At 70.2% G+C, this 21,308-nt stretch carries 19 protein-coding genes and 1 tRNA gene; 8 read left to right on the forward strand and 12 right to left on the reverse strand.

Going from position 1 to position 21,308, the window contains the following annotated elements:
• Nucleotides 1-98 precede the first annotated feature (98 nt).
• The 3 genes from ACIP93_RS03295 to ACIP93_RS03305 form a co-directional block, all read right to left on the reverse strand.
• Nucleotides 99-917 carry a hypothetical protein gene (locus ACIP93_RS03295; RefSeq protein ID WP_345220981.1) on the reverse strand — a complete coding sequence of 273 codons (819 nt, stop codon included), beginning with the start codon at nt 915-917 and terminating at the stop codon, nt 99-101.
• A gap of 105 nt (nt 918-1,022) precedes the next feature.
• Nucleotides 1,023-2,516, reverse strand: coding sequence for a DUF2252 domain-containing protein (locus tag ACIP93_RS03300; RefSeq protein ID WP_401755117.1), 1,494 nt, complete (start codon nt 2,514-2,516; stop codon nt 1,023-1,025).
• Between the two features lie 235 nt (nt 2,517-2,751).
• Entirely contained in the window at nt 2,752-3,813 is a 1,062-nt protein-coding gene (locus tag ACIP93_RS03305; protein WP_401755120.1) for a hypothetical protein, read from the reverse strand.
• Nucleotides 3,814-3,956: 143 nt separating this feature from the next.
• Here ACIP93_RS03305 and ACIP93_RS03310 point away from each other — a divergent pair, with 143 nt between their 5' ends.
• Entirely contained in the window at nt 3,957-4,481 is a 525-nt protein-coding gene (locus ACIP93_RS03310) for a MarR family winged helix-turn-helix transcriptional regulator (protein ID WP_401755123.1), read from the forward strand.
• A 35-nt stretch (nt 4,482-4,516) separates the two neighbouring features.
• Here the strand turns inward: ACIP93_RS03310 and ACIP93_RS03315 are convergent, their stop codons facing one another.
• Nucleotides 4,517-6,244, reverse strand: coding sequence for a glycosyltransferase (locus ACIP93_RS03315; RefSeq protein WP_401755126.1), 1,728 nt, complete (start codon nt 6,242-6,244; stop codon nt 4,517-4,519).
• A gap of 134 nt (nt 6,245-6,378) precedes the next feature.
• Nucleotides 6,379-6,461: transfer RNA gene (locus ACIP93_RS03320), tRNA-Leu, on the reverse strand.
• A 311-nt stretch (nt 6,462-6,772) separates the two neighbouring features.
• Between ACIP93_RS03320 and ACIP93_RS03325 the strand changes: the two genes are divergently transcribed.
• The 6 genes from ACIP93_RS03325 (at nt 6,773) to pknB (ending at nt 14,944) form a co-directional block, all read left to right on the forward strand.
• On the forward strand, nt 6,773-7,606 hold the full coding sequence (locus ACIP93_RS03325) for a DUF3662 and FHA domain-containing protein (RefSeq protein WP_345220971.1): 834 nt from the start codon (nt 6,773-6,775) through the stop codon (nt 7,604-7,606).
• Between the two features lie 10 nt (nt 7,607-7,616).
• Nucleotides 7,617-8,135 (forward strand): FHA domain-containing protein, encoded by a 519-nt coding sequence (locus tag ACIP93_RS03330; protein WP_345220969.1) that lies wholly within the window; start codon nt 7,617-7,619, stop codon nt 8,133-8,135.
• 150 nt (nt 8,136-8,285) lie between these two features.
• Entirely contained in the window at nt 8,286-9,776 is a 1,491-nt protein-coding gene (locus ACIP93_RS03335; RefSeq protein WP_401755131.1) for a PP2C family protein-serine/threonine phosphatase, read from the forward strand.
• A gap of 15 nt (nt 9,777-9,791) precedes the next feature.
• Nucleotides 9,792-11,177 (forward strand): FtsW/RodA/SpoVE family cell cycle protein, encoded by a 1,386-nt coding sequence (locus ACIP93_RS03340; protein ID WP_401755134.1) that lies wholly within the window; start codon nt 9,792-9,794, stop codon nt 11,175-11,177.
• On the forward strand, nt 11,174-12,634 hold the full coding sequence (locus ACIP93_RS03345; RefSeq protein ID WP_401755137.1) for a peptidoglycan D,D-transpeptidase FtsI family protein: 1,461 nt from the start codon (nt 11,174-11,176) through the stop codon (nt 12,632-12,634). Before ACIP93_RS03340 ends, ACIP93_RS03345 begins: the two co-directional genes overlap by 4 nt.
• 315 nt (nt 12,635-12,949) lie before the next feature.
• On the forward strand, nt 12,950-14,944 hold the full coding sequence (gene pknB, locus ACIP93_RS03350) for a Stk1 family PASTA domain-containing Ser/Thr kinase (protein ID WP_401755140.1): 1,995 nt from the start codon (nt 12,950-12,952) through the stop codon (nt 14,942-14,944).
• Between the two features lie 78 nt (nt 14,945-15,022).
• Here pknB and ACIP93_RS03355 read toward each other — a convergent pair whose 3' ends face one another.
• The 6 genes from ACIP93_RS03355 to ACIP93_RS03380 form a co-directional block, all read right to left on the reverse strand.
• Complete coding sequence (locus ACIP93_RS03355; RefSeq protein ID WP_401755143.1) at nt 15,023-15,754, reverse strand: class E sortase; 732 nt, start codon at nt 15,752-15,754, stop codon at nt 15,023-15,025.
• Between the two features lie 66 nt (nt 15,755-15,820).
• Entirely contained in the window at nt 15,821-17,218 is a 1,398-nt protein-coding gene (locus tag ACIP93_RS03360; RefSeq protein ID WP_401755646.1) for a class E sortase, read from the reverse strand.
• A gap of 5 nt (nt 17,219-17,223) precedes the next feature.
• Complete coding sequence (locus ACIP93_RS03365) at nt 17,224-17,868, reverse strand: aminodeoxychorismate/anthranilate synthase component II (RefSeq protein WP_345220956.1); 645 nt, start codon at nt 17,866-17,868, stop codon at nt 17,224-17,226.
• Nucleotides 17,865-18,044, reverse strand: a complete 180-nt coding sequence (locus tag ACIP93_RS03370; RefSeq protein WP_345220953.1) for a hypothetical protein — start codon at nt 18,042-18,044, stop codon at nt 17,865-17,867. Before ACIP93_RS03370 ends, ACIP93_RS03365 begins: the two co-directional genes overlap by 4 nt.
• Nucleotides 18,045-18,122: 78 nt before the next feature.
• Entirely contained in the window at nt 18,123-18,827 is a 705-nt protein-coding gene (locus tag ACIP93_RS03375) for a class E sortase (protein ID WP_345220951.1), read from the reverse strand.
• 23 nt (nt 18,828-18,850) lie between these two features.
• Nucleotides 18,851-19,663 (reverse strand): DUF881 domain-containing protein, encoded by an 813-nt coding sequence (locus ACIP93_RS03380; protein WP_401755148.1) that lies wholly within the window; start codon nt 19,661-19,663, stop codon nt 18,851-18,853.
• A gap of 147 nt (nt 19,664-19,810) precedes the next feature.
• On the opposite strand from ACIP93_RS03380, the gene crgA reads away from it, so the two are divergent.
• On the forward strand, nt 19,811-20,068 hold the full coding sequence (crgA, locus tag ACIP93_RS03385) for a cell division protein CrgA (protein WP_345220947.1): 258 nt from the start codon (nt 19,811-19,813) through the stop codon (nt 20,066-20,068).
• Nucleotides 20,069-20,389: 321 nt separating this feature from the next.
• On the opposite strand, the gene ACIP93_RS03390 is transcribed toward crgA, so the two are convergent.
• Entirely contained in the window at nt 20,390-21,307 is a 918-nt protein-coding gene (locus ACIP93_RS03390) for a rhomboid family intramembrane serine protease (RefSeq protein ID WP_345220945.1), read from the reverse strand.
• Nucleotide 21,308: the final 1 nt, after the last annotated feature.

The following is a 21,308-nucleotide window of genomic DNA, read 5'->3' on the forward strand; positions in this document are numbered from 1 at the left end:
CTTCTCTCGTACACACGAACCACAGGATTACACGACTACAGATCACTCACCGCACACGACGACGGGCCGCCCACGGCCCCCCGCCGCCGCCCGGAACGCTACTGCACCCAGCGGGCCAGCTCGGCCTCCCGCTCGGAGACCTGCGCGAGCAACTGCTCGGCGATCTCCTCCAGGAGCCGGTCGGGATCCTCGGGCGCCATCCGCAGCATCGACCCGATGGCGCTCCCCTCCAGGTCACGGGCGACGACGGTCAACCACTCCTTGCGCCGCGACAGCCACTCCAGCCGGGCGTACAGCTCCTCGCTGGCGCTGAGCCGCACCTCGGGCACGGGCCCCGCCGCCCACTCCTGCGCCAGTTCCCCGAGCAGGGCCTCGTCACCACGCGCATAGGCGGCGTTGACCCGGGTCAGGAACTCCTCCCGGCGGGCCTGCTCCTTCTCCTCCCGCGCCAGGTCGGGATGGGCCTTGCGCACCAGCTCGCGGTACAGCTTCCGGGCCTCCTCGCTGGGCCGCACCCGCTCGGGCGGCCGAACCGGCTGCTCGTTCAGCATGGCCGCGGCCTCGGGCGAGAGCCCGTCGGAGTCCATCCAGTCGTGGAAGAGCTCCTCGACGCCCGGCATCGGCATGACCAGCGCCCGCAGCTCGTCCGCCTTCGCCCGGTCCTCCGGATCGCCGGTCCGCCGCGCCTTCGCCTCGGCGATCTGCGCGTCCAGTTCGTCGAGCCGCGCGTACATCGGCCCGAGCTTCTGGTGGTGCAGCCGCGAGAAGTTCTCGACCTCGATCCGGAAGGTGTCCACCGCGATCTCGAACTCGATCAGCGCCTGCTCGGCGGCCCCCACCGCCTTCTCCAGCCGCGCCTCGGGCCGTGCGTCGTCTTCATTGGGGGGAACCGGTCCCCCGGCGGCATCCTGAGTCACCCGGCCAGCCTACGGTCCCGGGCGGGGCCAGGTCCTCTTCCCCTGCCGGACGGGCCGTCCTGGGGCCCCCTCCCCCCTCCCCCCCGCCCCCTCACCCCACCCCCCTCACACCCCCATCTCCCCCTCGATCCGCCCACCCCTCACCGCGGCCACCAGCTCCGCGTGGTCCGCCTCCGTGCGGTCCGCGTACGTCACGGCGAAGTCGGCGACGGCCTCGTCGAACTCCTCGTTCTTCCCGCAGTAGCCCGCGACGAGTTCCGGATCGGCGCTGTGCGCGTGGGCCCTCGCCAGCAGAGCCCCCGTCATCCGCCCGTAGTCGTCGACCTGCCCCGCCTCCAGTGCCGCCGGATCCACGCTCCCCTTCCTGTTCCTGAACTGCCTCACCTGGTACGGCAGTCCGTCGACCGTGCACCAGCCGAGCAGGATGTCGCTCACCACCTGCATCCGCTTCTGCCCGAGCACGACCCGCCGCCCCTCGTGCACGGGCTCCGGTATCGCGAACCCCGCCGCCGGCAGGTACGGGGTGAGAGCGGAGGCCCGCGCCTCCTTCACCTGGAGGACGAGCGGCTCCCCCCGGTGGTCGAGCAGCAGCACCACGTACGACCGGGTGCCGACGCTCCCGGTGCCGACCACCCGGAACGCCACGTCGTGTATCGCGTACCGGGCCAGCAGCGGCAGCCGGTCCTCGGCGACGGTCCCCAGGTACTCCCCGAGCGCGGTGGCGACCGCGGCCGCCTCCGCGTCGCCCACCCTGCGCAGCACCGGCGGCGCGTCCACGAAACGCCGGCCGCCGTCCTCGGTGACCTCGGTGGACCGGGCCGCGAACCGGGCGCTGGTGTTCTTGCGGGCCTTCTCGGAGACCCGTTCCAGCGTCCCCAGCAGGTCGCGGGCGTCGGTGTGCGAGACGAGTTCCTCGTCGGCTATCGCGTTCCACGCGTCGGCAGCGGGCATCTTCGCCATCAGGCGCATGGTCCGCCGGTACGCGCCGACCGTGTCGAACGCTCCCCGGCGGCAGGTGTCCTCGTCGGCCCCCGCCTCGCGTCCGGCGAGCACCAGCGAGGTCGCGAGCCGTTTGACGTCCCACTCCCAGGGGCCGACGACCGTCTCGTCGAAGTCGTTGAGATCGATGACCAGGCGGTTCCTGGCGTCTCCGTAGAGGCCGAAGTTCGCCGCGTGCGCGTCTCCGCATATCTGGGCGGCGACCCCGGTGACGGGGGTGCCGGCCAGGTCGTGGGCCATCAGGCCCGCCGTGCCGCGCAGGAAGGAGAAGGGGCTGGCGGCCATGCGTCCCACGCGTATCGGCGTCAGGGACGCCACCCGCCCCCGGTTGGACTCCTCGACGGCCCGTACGGCGTCCGGCCGCCCCGCGTCGAGGGGGAGCCTGCGGTGGTCGCCACGCGGCACCTTCGCCCGCAGGGCCTTGCCCTCGGCCTTGCGGGACTCGGCCTTGTGGGAGGCCGCCTTATGGGACTCCGCCGTGTGGGACTTCGCCTCACCCGATGCCGCCCGACCCGGTCCCGACTCCGCACCTCCCCGCACGGCCCGCTTCGCGAAGCCCTCCACGTCCGGAATCCGCCCGTTCTCCCCGGTCCCGTTCATCACGCCGCCTCCCCCGCTCCGTACCGCTTCACGAACCGCTCCCCGCGGCCGTTCATCAACTGCCCACGACCGTAGCGCCGTTGTCGCCCCCCTGCTCAGACACCCTGTGGATAACCGAGGATTAGTACGAAAAACGGCCCCGGACCGAAGTCCGGGACCGCTCTCCCCCCTGCACACAACCTCACGTACGGGACCCACATCCGCCGGCCCCACACGGACTCGCACGCACCCCGCCTCACACCCCGACCGCCTCCTCCAGCTCCTCCTCCACCGCGTCCTCGCCCCGCACAGCCGCCCCGGGCTGCTTCCCCCGCCGCGCCGCCTCAGCGAGCGCCGCGGCCCCCATCACGGCCGCGCCGGCCACGAACCACAGCGCCAGGACCAGCACGCTGCGTCCGACCCCGTTGCCCTCGAAGTACACGTGTCCGCGCGCCCCTTCGATGAACCCGGCGCCGTTCCAGAACGAGTGCAGCGCAGCGAAGAAGCCGGACTGGAGCTCCGGCCGGAAGATGCCGCCGGAGCTGGTGAAGTTGAGCATCACGAACAGCACCATCACGCCCAGCGTGGTCCACCGCTTGAGGAAGGTGTGCAGTCCCACACCGACCAGCAGAATGCCCGCCGAGTACAGCCACGACATCGCCCACACCCCGGCGAGCCCCTGGTCCACCAGGTGGAAGAGCGGCCCCGCGAACACCGCCCCGATGGCGCTGACCACCAGTGACATGCCCACCGCCAGCAGTGCCCGCAGCCGCAGTGCCAGCACCGCCCCGGCGCCGCCGATCACCGCCACCGAGGCGTACGAGCCGATGCTGAGCGCGACGAGCAGGAAGAACAGGCCCTGCCCCGTCGGGTCTCCGGACGCCACGGGCACCACGTCGGTCACCTTCAGCGGCGCCCCCTGCTGGGCCGCGATCCCGGTGAACACCTTCTCGACGACGGTCGCGGTGGTGTCCGACCCCGCCGAGGCGACGAGCAGCTCCGGTTCGGCGCCCGGCACGTACGCCCCGTAGGTCTCCCGGTCCTCCAACTGCTGCCGCGCGGTCGCCCGGTCGCCGACGGTACGGACGTCGAGCGCGCCGTCGCCCTTGTCGTTCAGCGTCTGCGCCAGCACCTGCGCACTCGGCCCGGACCCGACGACGTCCACGCGCAAGTCGTGCGGCGCGGGCGCGTGGAAGGCCCCCAGGTACGCCAGCCCCATGCCGATGCACATGAGCAGTGGGGTGAGGAGGTGGCCGAGGACGTGCCGGAGTTGCGCCCCCGTACCGCTGTGAGCCGTGGCCATGGGGGAAGCAGACATGGGCAAACTCCAAGAAATGGGACTACGGGGAGAGCGAGGGCAGCAAGGAAAGCGACCCGGGAAGAAAAAGACACAGTGGTTGGCAATTACAACCACCCGATGAATGTACTATACAACCAATAGAGCGAAGGGCAAACCACCCCATGACCACCCAGCACCCCCACGAAACCCAGCAGCCCCACAACACACAGCGCCCCCACGGCACCGAGCAGCCCCACGGCGCCCAGCCCCCTCGAAGCACCGACGCCGGCCGCAGCACCGCCGTCGACACCATCGAGCGCGAGCTGACCGCCTTCGCCCGCCGGGCCCGCGCCACCGCCGCCCGGCTCCACCCGGACCTGCCCCTGGTCTCGTACACGCTGCTCGCGCACATCCACGACCAGCAGGGCTGCCGCGCCACCGACCTCGCCACGCACTACATGCTCGACAAATCCACCGTCAGCCGGCAGCTCACCACCCTGGAGAAGCTCGGCCTCGTCGAGCGCCGACCCGACCCCGCCGACCAACGCGTCCAGGTCCTGCACCCCACCGCCGCCGGCGCCGCCACTCTCACCGCCACCCACGCCAGCCGGCACGCCGCCTACCAGGAGCGCCTCGCCGACTGGAGCGAGGACGACCTCACCCGCTTCGCCTCGTACCTGCTGCGCTACAACAACAGCCGCACCTGAGAAGCCCCGCCCCCCTCACGGCGCCTCTCAAAGGCTCAGAACCGCACGCTCCACACCGTCGCCGACCCCGCCGACCCTCCCGCCACGGCCGGTATCCGCAGCCGCGTCGCCGCACGCCCGTCGATGAGGTCGCGCACCCCCGCCGCGTTCGGCTGCAACCGCCCCTTGTCGAACCGTACGAAGCTCACCCTGGTCCCCGCGGGCACCCGCACCGTCCGCCCGTCGCCGTACTTCTCCCGGTACTGTCGGTACGTCAGCGCATCGCACCCCGAATACCAGCCGAACTCCGGCTCGTAGCCGGTGACGATCAGGCAGCGCTCCCCGTCCTTCGCGGCCAGCGCCCGCGCCACCGGCACCGTCGACGCGCCCAGCTTCGTCGGCGCCGGCATCGCCCCGTGCGCCACCACCTGCGCCGTCCCGAGCACCGTCACCGCCGCCAGCGCCCCCACGCACAGCAGCACCCGGGGCGCCCACGCCCGGGTGAGCTCCGCCAGCGCCTGCACGCCGAGCACGGTGAGCAGCGTGACGGGCAGATACACGAACCGGGGCTCGCCGTCGGTGGCCACCCCCAGCACTACGAACACCAGCAGCGCCGCGGCCCCCAGGAACACCCGGCGCCGGTCGTCGCCACGAACCCCGGCCCCGGACGCACCGCCCCGACGCACCCGCCGCCAGGCCGCGAACGCCGCGCACACCCCCGCGGCCATGACCACCGCGCCCAGGTCGCCGGCCAGCCGGTACGGGAAGACACTCAGGTAGTAGACGAAGCCGTCGCCGACGTACTCCCGGTTGGCCTGCGAGGTCGCCGACAGGATCATGCCCAGCGGCTTCCCGGTGCGCTCCACGGCGTACACGAAGTGCGGCACGAGCCCCGCCGCGAGCACGCCGACCGCCGCCCACAGCCGCCACCCCAGCGCCCACCAGGCCCGGGGCCCGTACGCGAGAACACCCGCAAGAGCGACAGCGAGGAGGTTTCCGACGACTCCGTAGCGCAGATAGAAGGCGGCGAGCACCACGACCGGCGTCAGCAGGAGCGCCCTGCCGCCTGCCTTCGTGCCGGCCTGCTCCAGCGCCCGCACCAGCAGGAACACCACGATCAGCAGCAGCGCGGTGGACCCGATGTCGTTCAGGAACTCCGGCATCCTGCGCAGGAATCCCAGCCCGCTCAGCAGCACCAGGACCGCCACCAGCGCCCGCCGGGGCGTCGTCCACGCGCGGGCCACCAGGTACGTCACGCACAGCATCAGCAGGGCCAGCACCAGGGCCACCGCGCGCAGCGCCCCCGTGCCGCCGCCGGACGCGTAGCCGTCGTACCCCGTGATCCACAGGGCGAGCGCCCCCAGCGCCGGCAGCCCGACGGGCCGGTAGACGCCCCAGCCCGCGTCCGGCGTCCCGTCGAACCAGAAGCGCGCCTTGTTCGCGTAGACCGCCTCCTCATGACCGAGGTACGGCTCGAAGTCCTGCAACCAGGCCCACACGGCGGCCGTGAGGACCAGCACCGCCACGACGTACGCCCACACCGGAACGCGTCGCAGCCACTTCTCAGCCGTGTCCCAGAACCCGGGAACTCCGCCCGGGACCGGGCCGTTCTCCCTCCACCAGGGCTTCGCGAGGAGCCACAGCACGGCGGCGAGCAGCAGATAGGGCCACGGCTGCCAGCCGGGCAGCCAGCCCCCCAGGCCCACTGCCAGCATCACCTGCTGCGCGGCAGCCAGCCCCGTCAGCACCCCCGCACCGACACCGAACAGCCCCGACCGCGTCACAACCGCCTCCGACCAGCACACCGTCAGACCGACCGCCCCGTGAGCAGAGAGGTCGCCCCGAGCCCGGACGTCCCGTGTCCGGACATACAGAAACGGGCCCCACCGTTTTCACGGTGAGACCCGAATCCCAAGAGTGCGCGAGGGGGGATTTGAACCCCCACGTCCCGAAGGACACTGGCACCTGAAGCCAGCGCGTCTGCCGTTCCGCCACTCGCGCATGAGTGATGTCGTTCGATTTCCTCGCACTGGTTTGTGCGACTGCCTGGCGACAAGAAGAAGATTAGCACGCTGGTCGGGGTGGGTTCACACCCCTTGTTTCCGGGGACCCGCCAGTGGAACGTCGGCCTCCGGCACCCGCTCCTCAGAGGAGGAGCGCACGTGCGGGACACTGTCAGGAAGCCACCTCTACGATCCCTTGTGAGGGGTGACACTCATCGACTGGGCGGACAAGGGGAACCAGCCGTTTTCCCGGCGCGTGGATACGATCAGTAAGCAGTACCAGGACGACAACGACGGAGGAGGTGCCCCATGGGAGTCCTGAAGCGTTTCGAACAAAAGCTCGAAGGCATGGTGAACGGCACCTTCGCCAAGGTCTTCAAGTCCGAGGTCCAGCCCGTCGAGATCGCCGGCGCCCTCCAGCGCGAGTGCGACAACAACGCGACGATCTGGAACCGCGACCGGACCGTCGTCCCCAACGACTTCATCGTCGAGCTCAGCGCCCCCGACTACGAGCGTCTGAGCCCGTACTCCGGCCAGCTCGGCGACGAGCTCTCCGGTCTGGTCCGCGACTACGCCAAGCAGCAGCGCTACACCTTCATGGGACCCATCAAGGTCCACCTGGAGAAGGCGGACGACCTCGACACCGGTCTCTACCGCGTACGCAGCCGCACGCTCGCTTCCAGCACGTCCCAGGTCGCGGCGCCCGACGCCGGCCCCGGCCCCGCCGCTCCGCGCGGCGGCGGACTCCCGCCGTCCGCACCGGGCGGCCCGCCGCCCATGCCGCCCGGACCGCCCGGCGGCAACCGCCCGTCGGCCCCGGACCGGAGGCCCCCCGCGGGCCCCGGCCCGATGCCCGGCGCCCAGACCAGACGCTGGATCGAGATCAACGGCACCCGTCACCAGATCTCCCGTCCCACCCTCGTGATGGGCCGCAGCACCGAGGCCGACGTACGGATCGACGATCCCGGCGTCTCGCGCCGGCACTGCGAAATCCGTACGGGCAACCCCGCGACGATCCAGGACCTCGGGTCCACCAACGGCATCGTGGTGGACGGACAGCACACCACCCGCGCTACGCTCCGCGACGGCTCGCGGATCGTCGTGGGCAGCACCACCATCGTTTACCGGCAAGCCGAAGGGTGAAGCGGGGGCAATGTCAGAGCTGACCCTGACGGTCATGCGGCTAGGTTTCCTAGCTGTCCTGTGGCTATTCGTAATCGTGGCCGTCCAGGTCATCCGCAGCGACCTGTTCGGCACCCGTGTCACGCAGCGCGGCTCCCGCCGCGGCAATGCGCCCGACACGCGTGCCCAGCAGCAGAACACCGGGGCGGGCCGCCAGGCCGCGCCTCCGCAGCAACAGCAGCGCCAGCGCCGCGGCGCACCGACCAAGCTGGTCGTCTCCGAGGGCAGCCTCACCGGAACCACGGTGGCGCTCCAGGGGCAGACCATCACCCTCGGCCGCGCGCACGATTCGACGATCGTGCTGGACGACGACTACGCGTCCAGCAGGCATGCCAGGATCTACCCGGACCGCGACGGCAACTGGATCGTCGAGGACCTGGGTTCCACCAACGGCACCTACCTCGACCGGAACCGGCTCACCACGCCGCAACCGATTCCGCTGGGCGCGCCGATCCGCATCGGCAAGACCGTCATCGAGCTGCGGAAGTAGTACGACAATGAGCGAGCGGAGCGAGCGAGCCGCAGCGGCCCTGGCACAGGGCCCCCGAGCCCTGCCCGGGGCCCCGGGCGCGCTCTCGACCGGAGGGTGGGCAGTGTGGCTCGAAACCCGGTGTACCCGGAGCCGACGGGCGAGGTGCGTATGAGTCTGTCCCTGCGCTTCGCCGCCGGATCGCACAAGGGCATGATTCGCGAGGGGAACGAGGACTCCGGCTACGCCGGCCCCCGGCTCCTCGCGATCGCCGACGGCATGGGCGGCCAGGCCGCCGGCGAGGTCGCCTCCTCGGAGGTGATCTCCACTCTGGTCCAGCTCGACGACGACGTACCCGGGTCGGACATCCTGACCTCCCTGGGCATGGCCGTGCAGCGGGCCAACGACCAGCTGCGGCTGATGGTCGAGGAGGACTCCCAGCTGGAGGGCATGGGCACCACGCTCACCGCCCTGCTGTGGACCGGCCAGCGCCTGGGCCTCGTGCACGTGGGGGACTCCCGCGCGTACCTGCTGCGCGACGGCGTCCTCACCCAGATCACGCAGGACCACACCTGGGTGCAGCGCCTCGTCGACGAGGGCCGCATCACCGAGGAAGAGGCCACCACCCACCCGCAGCGCTCCCTGCTGATGCGCGCGCTGGGCAGCGGCGACCACGTCGAGCCCGACCTCTCCATCCGTGAGGTACGGGCCGGCGACCGCTATCTGATCTGCTCCGACGGCCTGTCCGGCGTCGTCTCGCACCAGACGATGGAGGAGACGCTCGCCAGCTACCAGGGCCCGCAGGAGACCGTCCAGCACCTCATCGAGCTGGCACTGCGCGGCGGCGGCCCCGACAACATCACGTGCATCGTCGCCGACGTCCTGGACGTCGACGGCAACGACACCCTCGCGGTCCGGCTCAACGACACCCCGGTCGTCGTCGGCGCGGTCGCCGAGAACCAGCACCAACTGCACGACAGCGGCGCCATGCAGACCCCGGCCGGCCGTGCCGCGGGCCTGGGCCGTTCCGCGCCGCAGCCGTCCCCGGGCGGCTTCGGCCCCGCGGGCAATGGCGGCAGCAGCGGCGGCGGAGGCGGGTACGGCGGCGGTCTGCCGGACGAGACGTTCGACATGTACAACGGCGAGGACTTCGTGAAGTCCCCCGGCCGCAAGTGGTTCAAGAGATCCCTGTACCTGGTGCTCGCGCTCGCCGTCGTCGGCGGCGGCCTGTACGGCGGCTACCGCTGGACCCAGACCCAGTACTACGTCGGCGCCAACAGCGAGCACGTCGCGCTGTACCGGGGTGTCGACCAGGACCTTCCGTGGGTCTCCCTCTCGAAGATCGAGAAGGACCACCCCGAGATCGAACTCAAGTACCTCCCGGCGTTCCAGTCCAAGGAGGTCAAGGACTCGCTGCCCGCGAGCGACCTCGCCCAGGCGCGCGAGAAGATCGAGAAGCTCGCGCTCCAGGCGTCCGCCTGCAAGAAAAAGTCCGAACAGCGGTCCGCGCCGCCGAAGCCGCCGGCGAAGCCCGACCCGGCCAAGTCGCCCGGCGCCACGAACTCGCCCACACCCACTCCGAGCGCCCCCGCTCCCGGTCCCACCCTCTCCGAGGAAGAGCAGGAACTGGCCTCGCAGTGCGGTAAGCCGGCCACACCGTAGGGGGCCCACACCACCATGAGCGTTGTCACCAACACGACCACCATCGGCGCGATCGAAGCACCCAGCAGGCGCAACACCGAGCTGTTCCTGCTGGCGTTCGCCGTGATCATCCCCGTCTTCGCGTACGCCAACGTGGGCCTCGCGAAGGACGGCTCGCTGCCCGCGGGCATGCTCGGGTACGGAGTGGGCCTCAGCCTCCTCGCCGGCGTCACGCACCTGATGATGCGCAAGTTCGCCAAGTACGCGGACCCGCTGATGCTGCCGATCGCCACCCTGCTCAACGGCATGGGCCTGGTGTTCATCTGGCGGCTCGACCAGGAGCCCTCGCTCGGCAAGGCCATGGCGCCCAACCAGCTGATGTGGTCGACCGTCGGCGTGGCCCTCTTCCTCGCGGTCCTGCTGTTCCTCAAGGACCACCGGGTGCTCCAGCGCTACACCTACATCTCCATGGTGGTGGCGCTGGTCCTGCTGATCCTGCCGATGTTCTTCCCCGGCGTGAACGGCGCCAAGATCTGGATCACCATCCCGGGTGTGGGCTCGCTCCAGCCGGGTGAGTTCGCGAAGATCATCATCGCGATCTTCTTCGCGGGTTACCTCATGGTGAAACGCGATGCCCTGGCCCTGGCCAGCCGCCGCTTCATGGGGATGTACCTGCCGCGCGGCCGCGACCTCGGCCCGATCCTGGTCATCTGGGTGCTCAGCCTGATGATCCTGGTCTTCGAGACCGACCTCGGCACCTCACTGCTGTTCTTCGGCCTCTTCGTGATCATGCTGTACGTCGCCACCGAGCGCACGAGCTGGGTGGTCTTCGGCCTCACCCTGAGCGCCGCGGGCGCCGTGGGCGTGGCCTCGTTCGCCACCCACGTCCAGTCGCGTGTGAACAACTGGCTGAACCCCCTCGCCCACGGGTCCAACGGTGGTGTCACCGAAACCGCCCAGGCGATGTTCTCCTTCGGCTCCGGCGGCCTCTTCGGCTCCGGCCTCGGCCAGGGGTACTCCCGGTTCATCGGCGGCATCGCCCCCAAGAGCGACTACATCCTCGCCACCGTCGGCGAGGAGCTCGGCCTCACCGGCGTCATGGCGATCATCCTGCTGTACGGCCTGCTCATCGAGCGCGGCATCCGCACCGCCCTGGCCGCCCGGGACCCCTTCGGCAAGCTCCTCGCGATCGGCCTCTCCGGTGCCTTCACCCTCCAGATCTTCGTGGTCGCGGGCGGCGTCACCGGTCTCATCCCGCTGACCGGTATGACGATGCCGTTCCTGGCACAGGGCGGTTCCTCCGTGATCGCCAACTGGGCGCTGGTGGCCATCCTGCTGCGCATCAGCGACACCGCCCGGCGGCCCGCGCCCGCGCCCGCCCCGTCCCCCGACGCCGAGATGACCCAGGTGGTCCGCCCGTGAACAAGCCCCTGCGCCGGGTCGCGATCTTCTGCGGAATCCTGGTCCTCGCCCTGCTCGTCCGCGCCAACTGGGTCCAGTTCGTCCAGGGCGACAAGCTCAAGTCCCACAAGGACAACCGCCGTGTGCTCGTGGAGCGTTACGCCCACCCGCGCGGCAACATCATCGTCGACGGCGAGGCCATCACCGGCTCCGTGGAGGCGAAGAACGGCGACCTGAAGTACAAGCGCACCTACAAGGACGGCCCCATGTGGGCCCCCGTCACCGGGTTCGCCTCCCAGGTCTACGGCGCCACCCAGCTGGAGAACCTCAACGACGGCATCCTCACCGGCACCGACGACCGCCTCTTCTTCGACCGCACGCTCTCCCTCTTCTCCAACGAGGAGAAGAAGGGCGGCAACGTCGTCACCACCCTCAACGGGGACGCCCAGCGCGCCGCCTACGAGGGCCTCAAGGGCAAGAAGGGCGCCGTCGCCGCCCTCGACCCGAAGACCGGCAAGATCCTCGCGCTGGCCAGCACCCCGTCGTACGACCCCTCGAAGATCGCGGGAATGGGCGACGCCGATGCCTGGAAGCAGCTCGACAAGAAGGTCAACCCGGACGACGTCTCCCTCAACCGGGCGCTGCGCCAGACCTACCCGCCCGGCTCGACCTTCAAGGTCGTCACCGCGGCCGCCGCGCTGGAGCACGGCCTGATCAGCGACATCGACGCGCCGACCAAGACGCCGCTCCCGTGGGTCATGCCCGGCACGCGGACCGAGCTGAAGAACGAAGGCACCATCCCCTGCGAGAACGCCACCCCGCGTGTCGCGCTGCGGTGGTCCTGCAACACCGTCTTCGGCAAGCTCGGCTCCGACCTCGGTGCGGACAAGATGAAGGAGACGGCGGAGAAGTTCGGCTTCAACAGCGAGCAGTTCACCCCGGTCCGCTCCAACGCGAGCGTCTGGCCCAAGAAGTTGAACCCCTCGCAGACCGCGCTCTCCTCCATCGGCCAGTTCGACACCTCGGCCACCCCCCTCCAGATGGCCATGGTCACCGCCGCCATCGCCAACGACGGCAAGCTGATGACCCCGTACATGGTCGACAAGCTGACCGACCCCAACCTGGACGTCGTCAAGCAGACCGACCCCACGGAGATGAGCCAGCCGCTCTCGCCGGACAACGCCCAGAAGGTCCAGCAGATGATGGAGACCGTCGTCAAGGAGGGCACCGGCACCCGGGCCCAGATCAACGGCGTCACCGTCGGCGGCAAGACCGGTACCGCTCAGCACGGTGTGAACAACGAGGGCAACCCGTACGCCTGGTTCATCTCGTACGCGAAGACCGACAAGGGGTCTCCGGTCGCCGTCGCCGTCGTCGTCGAGGACAGCGAGGCCGCGCGGGGCGACATCTCCGGTGGCGGCCTCGCCGCGCCCATCGCCAAGAACGTCATGAAGGCGGTGCTCGACCGCGCCAAGTAGGCGCGGGACCAAGGACCCGGCGGCGGTCCGCAGAGGAATGTTTCACGTGAAACGGTCAGGCCGACCGCCGACGTTTCACGTGAAACACCCCAGCGGAAACCGATGTTTCACGTGAAACGTCCCCCCGCCCCGCCGGGTCCGGCGTGACCCCCGTCACCCCGCTTCACCATTCATGCACGTTGACGTACCGGTCAGGTATCAGGTGACGGTCGCGGGCCGAACGGCTGCGGACCGCCCGGTACCGTATGCGCGAACAGCACACCGCCGGACCACGCACAGGTGCGGTCGGGACAGACGGAGAGGGCTGGATTAGCTATGGAAGAGCCGCGTCGCCTCGGCGGCCGGTACGAGCTGGGCTCGGTGCTCGGTCGTGGTGGCATGGCCGAGGTCTACCTCGCCCAGGACACCCGGCTCGGCCGCACCGTCGCTGTGAAGACACTCCGGGTGGACCTCGCCCGCGATCCGTCCTTCCAGGCCCGGTTCCGCCGTGAGGCCCAGTCGGCCGCCTCGCTCAACCACCCGGCGATCGTCGCCGTCTACGACACCGGCGAGGACTACGTCGACAACGTCTCCATCCCGTACATCGTGATGGAGTACGTCGACGGATCGACCCTGCGCGAACTCCTGCACTCCGGGCGCAAGCTCCTTCCCGAGCGCACCCTGGAGATGACCGTCGGGATCCTCCAGGCGCTGGAGTACTCGCACCGCGCCCAGATCGTGCACCGCGACATCAAGCCGGCCAACGTCATGCTGACGCGCACCGGCCAGGTCAAGGTCATGGACTTCGGCATCGCCCGCGCCATGGGCGACTCCGGCATGACGATGACCCAGACCGCGGCCGTCATCGGCACCGCCCAGTACCTCTCCCCCGAGCAGGCCAAGGGCGAGCAGGTCGACGCCCGCTCCGACCTCTACTCCACCGGCTGTCTGCTGTACGAGCTGCTGACGGTACGTCCGCCCTTCATCGGCGACTCACCGGTCGCGGTCGCCTACCAGCACGTACGGGAGGAGCCGCAGCCCCCGTCGAACTTCGACGCCGAGATCACGCCCGAGATGGACGCCATCGTCCTCAAGGCGCTGACCAAGGACCCCGACTACCGCTACCAGTCGGCCGACGAGATGCGCGCCGACATCGAGGCCTGCCTCGACGGGCGTCCCGTCGCCGCGACCGCGGCCCTCGGCGCGGTCGGCTACGGCGGGTACGGCGGCAACGACCAGCCCACCACCGCCCTGCGCCAGACCGGCCAGGGCGGGCAGACAGCGATGATGCCGCCCGTCGGGAGCGGCGGGGACGGCTACGGCGGCCCGAACGGCAACGGCGGCTACGACGAACCGCAGGGGCGCCGTCGCCAGCAGCCCAAGAAGAGCAACACGTCGACGATCCTGCTGGTGATCGCGGGCATCTGTGTCCTCGTCGGCGCGGTCTTCATCGGCAGCTCGGTGTTCAGCAAGGACAAACCGCAGGACAAGGTCGTTCCCAAGCTCATCGGCAAGGTGCTCGCGGACGCGAAACTGTCGGCCGACAACGTCGACATGGTCCTCAAGGCGACCAACAAGCCCTGCGACGACATGGACAAGGGCAAGATCTGCTCGCAGACCCCGGCGGCCGGCACCACCCTCCCCAAGGGCGGCTCCATCGACGTCGTCGTCTCGACCGGCGCTCCCAAGGTCGAGGTCCCCGACGTCATGGAGCAGACCGAGAAGCGGGCCACTCAGCGGCTGACCAAGGAAGGCTTCACGCCCAAGGTCGAGCAGGAGGAGTCGCAGAAGCCCGAGGGAACGGTCATCGACCAGCGCCCCAAGGGCGGCGAGCAGGCGGAGAAGAACTCCGAGGTCACCATCGTCATCGCCAAGAAGAAGACGACGAAGCTCCCCAATCTCAAGGGCCAGACCTTCGAGGCCGCCTCGGCGACCCTGACGAGCCTCGGCTTCACCAAGATCACCAAGGCGGAGCAGGAGTCGGACCAGCCGCCCAACACGGTCATCCAGCAGACGCCCGAGGCCGGCACCAAGGCCCTCCCCGACACGGGCATCACGCTGATCGTCGCCAAGGCCAAGGCGACCCAGCCGCCGCCGGACGGCGGCACCGCGCAGATCCCCTTCGACCTCACGGGCAAGACCGTCGGCGAGGCCAGGGGCAAGCTCGAAGGACTGGGCCTGCGCGTCGTCGTGCCCGACGGCGTCCCGGACGACGCCAAGGTCATGAGCACCAACCCGCCCGCGGGCAGCACCGTCCCCAAGGACAGTGAGGTGACCCTGACGCTCTTCCCCGGCCAGGGCCATCACGACGGCGGAGGACTGTTCGACTAGCAGCCCGCGCACCCGGCCCCGGTACGCGGAAGGGCCCCCGGCACACACCGTGCCGGGGGCCCTTCCGCGTGCGGTGGACTACCGCAGTTCCGCCGGGGGCGTCCGCTGCGCGTTCACCCGCTCCGTGCGCTCCAGCTCGCCCCACACCACGTAGCGGTACTTCGACGTGTACACCGGTGTGCAGGTCGTCAGCGTGATGTAGCGGCCCGGTTCGGTCCTGCCCGACTCCCGGGGGACCGGGTCCAGCACCTTCACGTTGTACTTCGAGGTCTGCGGCAGCGAGGCGTACACCTTGTAGACGTACCAGGTGTCCTTGGTCTCGAAGACGATCGAGTCGCCCTTCTTCAGCTTGTCGATGTTGTGGAACTTCGCGCCGTGCCCGTCGCGGTGCGCGGCCAGCGAGAAATTGCCCTGCCGGTCCGACGGCAGGGCGGCCTTGACGGGGTCCGTGTAGTAGCCGGCGATGCCCGCGTTGAGCGCCTCGGTGCTGGTGCCCTCGCGGACCAGCACCTCACCGTTCTTCATCGCGGGCACGTGCAGGAAGCCGAGCCCGCCCTTTATGTCGATCTCGCCGGGCGCGCTGCTCTCCCACTGCTGGCGGACGTCGTCGCTCTGCCTGCCCGCCTCGCGGTCCGCCAGGACGTTCGTCCACCACAGCGAGTACGCGACGAAGAGCCCGAGCACCAGTCCCGCCGTGATCAGCAGTTCGCCGAAGACACTGATCGCCCCCGCGATCCGGCCGCGCGGCCGGGTCGTACGCGGCGGCGCGGACTTCTCGGTCCGCTCTTCCTGCTCGGTACTCGCTGCCACCGCACCCGTCCCTCGTGTCCTGGTCACCGGCGTCGCCGGCCCCGGCGGCCGCGTGCAGCCGCTCCGTCAGCCGTCGAGCGCCTTCGGCATGCCCTTGCTCCGGGGGCGCTCCTCGACCATCTTGCCCCAGACGATCAGCCGGTAGGTGCTGGTGAATTCCGGGGTGCACGTCGTCAGGGTGATGTAGCGCCCGGGCCCGGTGAAGCCGGAGCCCGGCGGCACCGGCTGGATGACCCCCACGTTCGACGGCGAGGTCTGCGGCAGCATCGACGTCATCTCGTACGTGTAGAAGGTGTCCTGCGTCTCCACGACGATCTTGTCGCCCTTGACCAGCTTGTTCACGTAGCGGAACGGCTCGCCGTGCGTGTTGCGGTGGCCCGCCACCGCGAAGTTGCCCTGCTTGTCGCCGGGCATCGCCGTCTTCAGCCCGCCGTCCGCGTAGTGGCCGACCATGCCGCGGTCCAGGACCTTGTGCTTGTCGATGCCCTCGGCGACGGGCACCTTCACGTCCAGCTTCGGGATGTGCATGATCGCGAAGCCCTGGCCCGGTTCGAACGCCCCGGCCGGCTTCGCACCGTCCTTGGCCTTGGCCCATCCGTCCTGGAGGCTGTGCGCGGCGCCGTCGGCCTGCATTCCGGCCCGGACGTTGGTCCACCACAGCTGGTACGTCACGAAGAGCAGCATCACGACGCCGAAGGTGATGAACAGTTCTCCGACGAACCGGCTGACGACGACGCCGGTGCTCTCCTTGCCCGCGGACGCACCCGCCGAAGTGCCGGTCGGCGCGCGCCCCTTCGCGCTCCTGCGGCGCTCCGCCCTGCCCCCGGTGCGCACGGGCTCCGACGCACCCTCACCCCCGTCACGGTCCGGCCCCGTCACCGGCTCCGGTGCGAACTCCCGCTCCGGCAGGTACTGCTGCGGCTCAGCCTCGTACGCCTGCTGCGGCGGTACGTACGTCTGCTGCTCCGGTGCGTACACCTGCTGCGGCGGCACCGGGGCCACCGGCTCCCGCGGCGCGTGGAGGGCATCCGGCGACGGCGCGTACGCAGCGTCCTGCGGCGGCGCCCAGGAGACGTCCGGCTGCGGCGGCGCGTACGCGGCAGCCTGCGACGTCGCGTACGGCGCGTACGGGACCTCCGGCTGCGGCGGGACAGCAGGCGCCTGCTGCTCCCCGTACCAGTCGCGGCGGTACCCCTGCGGGTCGTACCACTCCTGCTGCGGCTCCTGATGGCCGCTGTACGCCCCGTAGGCGCCGTCACGGCCCCCAGGGGCTTCCTGCCCCCAGCCCTGCTGCCGCGTGCCCGGCAGCGGATCGTTCAGCGGGTCCGCGAGCCGGTCCACCGCGGCCCCGAGATCCTCCTGCGCCCCGTACACCTGCCGCTGCGGGTCGTACCCCTCCCCGGGAGCGTGGCCGTAGCCCTCCTGGGGGACGCCGTAGCCCGCCGCGTCGTGCTCGGGGCGCAGTGCCGTCACGCGAGCGCCTTGGCCGCACCCACCACCGGGGCCAGCCCGGCCGACCGCGCCACCGCCTCCGTGTCCCCGCACTGCACCAGCCAGTTGGCCAGCATCAGATGCCCCCACTCGGTGAGCACCGACTCCGGGTGGAACTGCACGCCCTCGACCGGCAGGTCACGGTGCCTGAGCCCCATCACGATGCCGTCGGCGGTCCGCGCGGTCACCTCGAGGGCGTCGGGGACGGACGCGGGCTCCGCCGCCAGGGAGTGGTAGCGCGTCGCGGTGAACGGCGACGGCAGCCCGGCGAACACGCCCGCGCCCTCGTGCAGCACCGGCGACGTCTTGCCGTGCAGCAGTTCCGGCGCCCGGCCGACCACACCGCCGTACGCGACCGCCATCGACTGCATGCCCAGGCACACCCCGAAGACCGGGACCCCGGTGCCGGCGCAGTGCCGCACCATGTCGACGCAGACGCCCGCCTGCTCCGGCGCACCCGGCCCCGGTGACAGCAGTACGCCGTCGAAGCCGTCCTGGGCGTGGCTCAGCTCCACCTCGTCGTTGCGCAGCACCTCGCACTCGGCGCCGAGCTGGTACAGGTACTGGACCAGGTTGAAGACGAAGCTGTCGTAGTTGTCGACGACCAGAATGCGCGTGCTCATGAGCTGTTGGACCCGTTTCTTCCGTCGACGGTCACATCACCGAACGGCAGCAGGGGCTCCGCCCACGGGAAGACGTACTGGAAGAGCACGTACACCACCGCCAGGACCAGCACGATCGAGATCAGCGCCCGCACCCATGTGTTGCCCGGCAGATGCCGCCAGATCCAGCCGTACATGCTGTCCCTTCCCGTTCGGTGGTCACCAGACTAAAGGGCAGGGGCAAGCGGCAGGGGTTACTCGTCCCGAGGCGGCGGTCAGCCTTCCAGAGCCGCCGGCCGCCCCTCGCCGACCGGCTGCGTGGCGTCCAGGTGCGCCCAGACGACCAGCCGGTGGGTGCTGCCCCACTCGGGGTCGCAGGTGGTGAGGGTCAGATAGCGGCCCGGTCCGTCGAAGCCGGCCTTGCGCGGTACCGGATCGACGACGCCGACGTCACCGGGCACGGTCAGGTACGGCTTCTTCTGGACGCGGTACGTGAACCAGGTCGTCCCGTCGTTCACCACCACCGCGTCCCCGCGCCGCAGCCGGGGGAAGTCCTTGAAGGGGTCGCCGTACGTCCTGCGGTGGCCGGCGACGGCGAAGTTGCCGGTCCCGCCCGGCCGGGCGGTGCCCGCGTAGTGGCCCAGGCCCTTCTTCAGGGTGCCGGCGCCGGTGCCCTCCAGGACGGGCCAGTCCCACTGCCGGCCGAAGCGGGGCACGTACATCACGGCGAAGGGCTTGCCTTCTTCGTGGGCGGGCGCGGTGCTCGGCTCCGTCGTACCGGCGGCAGCGGGCGCCGGTGCGGGGGGACGCCGTGCCCACTCCTGCTCCAGCGAGTCGATCTGGCCGTCGGAGGCACCGGTGGCCTGTACACCGGTCCAGAAGAGCACGTAGCCGACGAACAGGACGATGAGCGCGCCCACGGTGACGCAGAGTTCGCTGAACGTCCTGACGACCAGTCGCACCGACCGTGGCACCGACACCGGGGAAGCCCCCTCCCGAGCCCCTACGGCTGTCGCACGGGCTTCGCGTAGTGGAGATCCACTGTGCCCGAGTAGCCCGGCAGAGTCACCGCCTCGCGCTCGTCGACTTTCCAGCCGAGTCCGTACGCCTTGACGTACAGCTGGTAGTTCTGGACGGCCCGGGAGGCGGTGAGGGACTGCTTGAGGCGGCCGCGGTCGCCGACGGCGGTGACCGTGTACGGGGGCGAGTAGACGCGGCCCTGGAGGATCAGGGTGTTGCCGACGCAGCGCACCGCGCTGGTGGAGATCAGACGCTGGTCCATGACCTGGATGCCCTGTGCGCCGCCCTGCCACAGGGCGTTGACGACGGCCTGGAGGTCCTGCTGGTGGATGACCAGGTCATTGGGGTGCGGCTTGGGGTAGCCGGGGTTGGCGGTGGCGCCGGGCGGGGCGTCGTTGAGGGTGACGGTGACGGCGTCGCCCGTCAGCTTCTTGGTCCCGGCGGCCTTCTCCAGCACGCCCAGCTTGGCGTCCTCGGCCCGGGTGCTGCCGTCGTCGCGCCGGGCGAGGGCGTCGACCTCGCTCCGCACGACACCGGTGGACTTCTCCAGCTCCTTGTTCTTGTCGCTGCGCTGCCGGGTGAGGTCGGAGAGCTTCAGCAGGGAGTCGTCCGTACGGATGTTGGTGCCCTTGGCGGTGTTGAAGCTGGTGACGAAGATGAGCCCGGCGAGGGCGAACACGGCGGCGGTCAACAGCCGTACGGGACGCAGGCCCGGACGTCGTACGGGCGGCCGGTCGGTGGACCTCTCCGGCACGCGTTGTGCGGGCTGCTCCGGAGAGTCGGCAGAATTGCTCATACCCTTATCTCCTTCCACGCCGCGGAAGCACTACGCTAACGGACGCCCGGGGGAGGCCGTGTTTCCCCTGTCGGCTCCCGCTTGTCCCCCGGCGTCACGCCACAGTTCCCTGCGCGGTAACGCAGCGCATCGACAGGAGAGTCCCTCGTGCCGAAGTCACGTATCCGCAAGAAGGCCGAATTCACGCCTCCGCCCGCCACGAAGAAGGCGACGGCGATCAAGCTGACCAACCGCAGCTGGGTCGCGCCGGTGATGCTGGCCCTGTTCCTGATCGGGCTCGCCTGGATCGTGCTGTTCTACGTGACCGAGGGCGACCTGCCGGTGCAGAGCCTGCAGAACTGGAACATCGTGGTCGGCTTCGGCTTCATCGCCGCCGGCTTCGGTGTCTCCACGCAGTGGAAGTAGGGGCTTGAGGGCTGGGGACGCGGGGCGCGCGAAGCACACGGGCACCTCGTTCCGCAAGCATTCCCCAGAGCTGTCCACAGCGTTATCCACACCTGAGGAAAAGTTATGACGATCTGTGGATAACTCTCACGCTGTTGACGCCAGTGTGATCGCATCCTCACTCCCCGCCCCGCTGACGCCCCTTGTCCTGGCCGGAAAAACCCAGCTCAGCGACGAGGGGCTCAGTTGTTCCCGCATGAGCCCACAGCGTGCACAGCCATGGCCACGCGCTGTGGACAACGCCCGCGGCACCGGGTGGGGAAGTCCTCCGCCCACAGCCCCTCAGGCGACCAGCGTCGCCGTTCTGACCAGCACCGTCACCAGCACGGCGACGAAGACCAGGCCCAGGGTCCCGGCCTGGACGAGGTTCCGCTTCTCCTTCGGCGCGTACACCAGGCCCAGCGCCAGCAGCAGGCCACCGACGAGGCCGCCGATGTGCGCGGTCCACGAGATGCCGGGGACACCGAAGGTGATGATCAGGTTGATCACCAGCAGGGCGATGACCGGCCGCATGTCGTACTTCATGCGCTTCATCAGCACGGCGGTCGCACCGAACAGCCCGAAGATCGCTCCCGACGCACCCAGCGACAGGGCCTCGGGCGCGGAGACCGCGTAGGTCAGCGCGCTGCCCGCGAGACCGGACAGCAGGTACAGGGCGAGGTAGCGGGTACGCCCCAGCGCCGCCTCCAGCGGGCCGCCGATCCACCACAGGCTGAGCATGTTGAACGCGATGTGCCAGACCTGCTGGTGCAGGAACATCGACGTGACCAGCCGGTACCACTCGCCGGCCGCCACGCCCTCGAACACCGGGTACGGCGGCGGAGGCCACGCCCCGACCAGGACGAGCTCACCGATGACGCGCTCTCCGGTCTCCGGAATCAGGGTGAGGCCGAACACCAGCAGGTTGATCGCGAGCAGGATCTTGGTGACCAGTCGCGGGTCGCCGCCGCGCACCACGCTGCCCACGACGTTGCGCGGCTGGTTCGCGCCGGGCGCGTGCCCCGTCCCCGAGCCGCCCCGCACACAGTCCGGGCACTGGAAGCCCACTGAGGCGCTGACCATGCAGTCGGGACAGATCGGCTTGTCGCACCGGGTGCACCGGATGGCGGTCTCCCGGCCGGGGTGCCGGTAGCAGTGCGCCACCGGGTCCTGCGCGTCGTCGGCGGGCTGGGGGTCCGGGCTCTTCGGCGGCTGCTCCATG

It is taken from the genome of Streptomyces sp. NPDC088745 (genome assembly GCF_044751045.1).
Lineage (GTDB): Bacteria > Actinomycetota > Actinomycetes > Streptomycetales > Streptomycetaceae > Streptomyces > Streptomyces cremeus.

Coding starts and splice junctions, on each gene's coding strand:
- ACIP93_RS03370 (WP_345220953.1), bottom strand. CDS start 18,044: ATGTACGGCTGGATCTGGCGGCATCTGCCGGGCAACACATGGGTGCGG.
- ACIP93_RS03380 (WP_401755148.1), bottom strand. CDS start 19,663: ATGAGCAATTCTGCCGACTCTCCGGAGCAGCCCGCACAACGCGTGCCG.
- ACIP93_RS03335 (WP_401755131.1), top strand. CDS start 8,286: ATGAGTCTGTCCCTGCGCTTCGCCGCCGGATCGCACAAGGGCATGATT.
- ACIP93_RS03390 (WP_345220945.1), bottom strand. CDS start 21,307: ATGGAGCAGCCGCCGAAGAGCCCGGACCCCCAGCCCGCCGACGACGCG.
- ACIP93_RS03300 (WP_401755117.1), bottom strand. CDS start 2,516: ATGAACGGGACCGGGGAGAACGGGCGGATTCCGGACGTGGAGGGCTTC.
- ACIP93_RS03310 (WP_401755123.1), top strand. CDS start 3,957: ATGACCACCCAGCACCCCCACGAAACCCAGCAGCCCCACAACACACAG.
- ACIP93_RS03305 (WP_401755120.1), bottom strand. CDS start 3,813: ATGTCTGCTTCCCCCATGGCCACGGCTCACAGCGGTACGGGGGCGCAA.
- ACIP93_RS03330 (WP_345220969.1), top strand. CDS start 7,617: ATGTCAGAGCTGACCCTGACGGTCATGCGGCTAGGTTTCCTAGCTGTC.
- pknB (WP_401755140.1), top strand. CDS start 12,950: ATGGAAGAGCCGCGTCGCCTCGGCGGCCGGTACGAGCTGGGCTCGGTG.
- ACIP93_RS03340 (WP_401755134.1), top strand. CDS start 9,792: ATGAGCGTTGTCACCAACACGACCACCATCGGCGCGATCGAAGCACCC.
- ACIP93_RS03365 (WP_345220956.1), bottom strand. CDS start 17,868: ATGAGCACGCGCATTCTGGTCGTCGACAACTACGACAGCTTCGTCTTC.
- ACIP93_RS03325 (WP_345220971.1), top strand. CDS start 6,773: ATGGGAGTCCTGAAGCGTTTCGAACAAAAGCTCGAAGGCATGGTGAAC.